This window comes from Longimonas sp., assembly GCF_046498435.1.
In the GTDB taxonomy this organism is placed as follows: domain Bacteria; phylum Bacteroidota; class Rhodothermia; order Rhodothermales; family Salinibacteraceae; genus Longimonas.
This window is the reverse complement of the sequence record NZ_JAWOAR010000250.1, coordinates 1-3,982: the sequence shown is the minus strand read 5'-3', so window position 1 is coordinate 3,982 and position 3,982 is coordinate 1. Positions and strand designations below refer to the sequence as shown.

Genomic DNA, 3,982 nt, shown 5'->3' with positions numbered 1-3,982 from the left:
TTGCGGTCCAGAATGAGCTGCTGGGCAATGCCCTGGACCGCGGGGGCGGCCATATTGAGCTCATCTAGAAAGAGGATGCCGCGGCCCGACTGCGGAAGAAACTCGGGCGGATACCACGTGGCGATTTTATCATCGGGCTGAGGCACCGGCAGTCCACGCAAATCCGAGGGCGCGAGCTGGCTCAGGCGCAGGTCGATGAGTTGCATGCTGGAATCGGCGGCCAACTGCGCAACGATGCTGGACTTTCCGATGCCGGGCGGTCCCCACATCATGACACTCAGGCGCAGTTCGTTCTGGATGAGCGTGCGGAGATAGGTCGTCAGCGCATTGGGAGTCATGGGCACGTTGCGGGCGGGGAGCGGAAAAGTGCAATGGGTATACTGCTTCTGAAAAGCAGGCGGACATTGCGTGTCCTAAGGTTACGGGTTCAGTCTGCGTCGCGCCGCCTGATGCACGAAGGGGTCGTTGTCCGAGATCAGCGTATCGAGCACCTCTGTGGGTGATGACGGATTTTCAGTTATCGCTGCACGCACCCGCCACGTTGCATCCGACGCCAGCGTGTGTAGCGCCTCCAGCGGAGTTGCAGGATGCTTTGCCACGGCCTTCCGCACAGTCTTGTCGGCATCTGATGCCAGACGCTCCAACGTCGCTGGCGGCGTATCGGGATGCGTAGCCAGCAGATGACGCCCATATCGGCCCCATGCGAAAAGACGGTCTCGTTCTTCTTCGGTCAGCGACTCGGGAGCACAGCCAACGGTGCGCATCTTCTCATCTGCCCCTGCTCTGCGGAGCAGCTGAAACACCTCTTCGGGTACCGATGGATGCTCTGCCGCTGCCTGGCGAACCGTACGGTACTCGTCTCCGATCAGCTGTTCAAGAGCCTCTGTGGATGCCGCTGGATTTGTTGCTACCGCCTTGCGCACGCTGGCGTGCTCGTCTCCAGCCAAGTGTTCAAGCACCTGTGGAGGCGTAGAGGGATTCCCTGCAACGGCCGCACGGACATTGGGGTAGTAGGTGTCTTCCGCCAACCGCCCAAGGACCTGCATCTCAGACGACGGGTTGCCCCCCACCGCCTTACGCACGTCGTCGTCACTGTCTTGGGCCAGCTTTTTCAACACGTCGGTCGGGGCCGACGGATTCTTGGCTGCTGCTTTCCGGACTCGATAGCTGTAATGGTCGCTTCCCCGCCGTAGCCACCGTTCGGAGACCTGCTCTCGTCCTACGAGAACAATTAACGCCTCGGTGGGGGCCTCCGTGATGGCACCCGGGTCAGCGGCCACCTGCAAACTCAGCGCAGGATTTTCCACCACGGCCTCTGGAAACTCCTCCGCCAGTTCCCACAACAGCTCCAGGGGCATGTTGGGGTTGGAGGCAACGGCTTTTCGCACGCTCGGGTCGTCATCCTCGGACAGCTTGCGTAAGAGATCAATTGGGGCCTTTGGATACGCGGCGACAGCGCACCGCTCATCTGAATCTGCCGAGAACGCCCGACGGTATAGTGTATCAGGAACTTCCTTCTGTGAGGTTGGGGCTTCGTTATGGCTTTGTTTGGTCATGAGCACGCCGACAGATAGAGCAAAAACAACGCGCTTCTTGTATCCGATGCAGTCTACCGACCGGACATAGGGTGTCCGGGGTTGTGCTATCAGTAGCTGGTTACGGCGTACAACAGTGCAGGGGACACATCAAACCCGGCGTTTTTCAGAAAAGCGACTTGTTCATCCGACAGCGAGACCCCGCTATCGTACATATCGCGCAAGATCGATTCGGCATTGTCTGGATTAGCTCGGGCCTGGTAGAGGTGTTGCCATACGGCATGTCCGAGAAGCCTTGCGCACGCTGCTGCATGGCTCCATTCCTCGGCGTTATGGTAGCACCGTTTCGCACGTGACCAGTCAGACACTTCTCGAAAGCATTGCGCGGCGGCGCTCCACTCTTCTGCCCGTTCGTAATAGATGGCTGCCTGCTTGTACTGCGTTTGTGCGACGTACGTATCTGCAATCGCTGCCCACGTGTGGTGGCCGGCATCGTACAACTGTCGCAGCGCACTGGCTTTCTCGTCTCGACCTGCCTGATGGAGGAGCCAGATCTGCCAGGTTGGATCCTTCAGAAAGACATCATGCTCAAGTAGAAAGGCGGCGATATTCGTAGAAAGCGCTCCGTGGGTCTCCCACAGCGCACGAAACGCCTTATCAGTGTCGTTGGCGGTAACAACGGTGCAGGCCTGGGTCCACTGCGGCATACCCGCATGCTCAAAGCATTCAACAGCAGCCTCCCAGCTTTTGGCCTGGCTATAGCAGAGGGCTGCGTTCTTCCAGGCCTCTGCCTCTCGGTAGCACGCTCCTGCGGTATTCCACTGGTGGATCTTTGCGTAGCAATCGCCGGCCCGTTTGCCATCGCCGTTACGCCGGTAACACATACCGGCATCTTCCCACGCCTTGGCATTACGGTAGCTATGGCCTGCTGCCCGCCACTGCCGTGCCTTCTTAAAGTGCAGTCCCGCCAATCTCCACTTTTCAGCCCTCCGGTAGTCGTGGGCGGCCTCTTTCCATTTCTGTGCACTACTATGGCAGTCGGCAGCCTTCGACCAAGATTCAGTGCGCCGATAACAATGAGCGGCCTCCTCCCATTTTCCGGATTTTTGGAAGAGTGGTCCGGCGCGATCCCAGGCGTCCAATTTAGTACAGCAGACAGCGGCCTCGCTCCATTGCTGCGCCTTTTCGTAGTGATCGGCAGCCTGTTCCCAGGCGCCATTTTGCCTGAAGCAGCGTGCCGCATCAAGCCAGCGTTCAGCCCGCTTGAAGCACGTAGCTGCCGGAAGCCAGGCTTCCATCTTCTTGTAGAGCGTACCGGCTTTCGCGTGGTTGTTCTGGTCGTAGTGGTATCGGGCAGCTGCTTCCCAGTTGCCGGTTGCCTCATCGTGACGCGCCTGTACGGCATCGGCTTCTGTCTCGCGGTTGAGCGTGCGGAGCAGGTGCACCTTTGCCGGGAGATCTCGAATTGGGGTGCTGCACTCCAGCAGCACCTGAGCCTGTGTTTCGGTACACGCCCCAATGCGCGGATAGACCTCCGCCCACAGCGGAGGCTGCGAGGGATCGGCAATCCACGCGCAGAGCAGCTCCCAGGCGTCGTCGTTGGCATTGCGATAACATACCGCGGCCTGTGTCCACTGCTCATGGTCGCGATAGTACACCGCGCGTTTAAGCCAGTGGCGTTCAGAGGCCTGGTGCGACCACACGGGATCAAAGATTTCTTTCACATCGACTGCATTCGCTACGCCCGGTGCGTGCCAGAGCGAATCGTCGGGGTGCGGGTTGGCCACAATAGTTACGCTGCGGCGAGCCCGCGTAGCAGCGACATAGTGGAGGCGCAGGATGTGCTGGTTCCACCGGCGGTCGGCCGCCTGACGCGCCTTGGTGGCGAGATCGGAGGGGTGCTCCAGGTGGTCGGGAAGTTTGTACAATACGACGTGGTCGGCCTCCAGCCCTTTTGCTTCAGCCACGCTCCATACAAACGGATGTCCCCATGCCTCACGTAGCGACGCTGCGGTTTCGTCGTCGGCAACCAGAACGAGCACATTGGGACGCCCCTGCGAAAGCACGTCATCGACCGAAGCATCGGGAGAGATGCGCTGGGGTGTAGGGCCATCACGGCGGGCCTTGTCGGGATCAAGAGGAACAACCGTTGCTTTCTCCGCACGGAGCAAGTTGGCCACGGCGTTGGGGAGGCGTAGCGTAGCCGCCCCAGCACGGAATGAGCGACGCAACGTGTGGGGCGACGGGACCTCCCAGTCGCGTCGGAAAAACATGGCTTTGGGCATGCGCCACCCGAATCCGGACCCATTTAAGACCTGCGTGGGATCGCCTGTCAAGAGCAGCTGGGTCTTCCGGTCACGCCGTAGCATCGGATGACTCGGTAGTCGTCGGTGAGCGGCTGCAACTGTTCGGCCCAGACCTGATGATCCGCGGTTGCCCCGTGAAGC

At 60.1% G+C, this 3,982-nt stretch carries 3 protein-coding genes; all 3 read right to left on the bottom strand.

Going from position 1 to position 3,982, the window contains the following annotated elements; translation table 11 throughout:
- A partial coding sequence (locus R6U20_RS09625; RefSeq protein ID WP_410337642.1) for an AAA family ATPase occupies positions 1 to 338 on the bottom strand: 338 nt, incomplete at its 3' end.
- Positions 339 to 419: 81 nt separating this feature from the next.
- Positions 420 to 1,556, bottom strand: a complete 1,137-nt coding sequence (locus tag R6U20_RS09620) for a hypothetical protein (RefSeq protein WP_410337641.1) — start codon at positions 1,554 to 1,556, stop codon at positions 420 to 422.
- Between the two features lie 89 nt (positions 1,557 to 1,645).
- Complete coding sequence (locus tag R6U20_RS09615; protein WP_410337640.1) at positions 1,646 to 3,904, bottom strand: hypothetical protein; 2,259 nt, start codon at positions 3,902 to 3,904, stop codon at positions 1,646 to 1,648.
- Between the last annotated feature and the right edge of the window lie 78 nt (positions 3,905 to 3,982).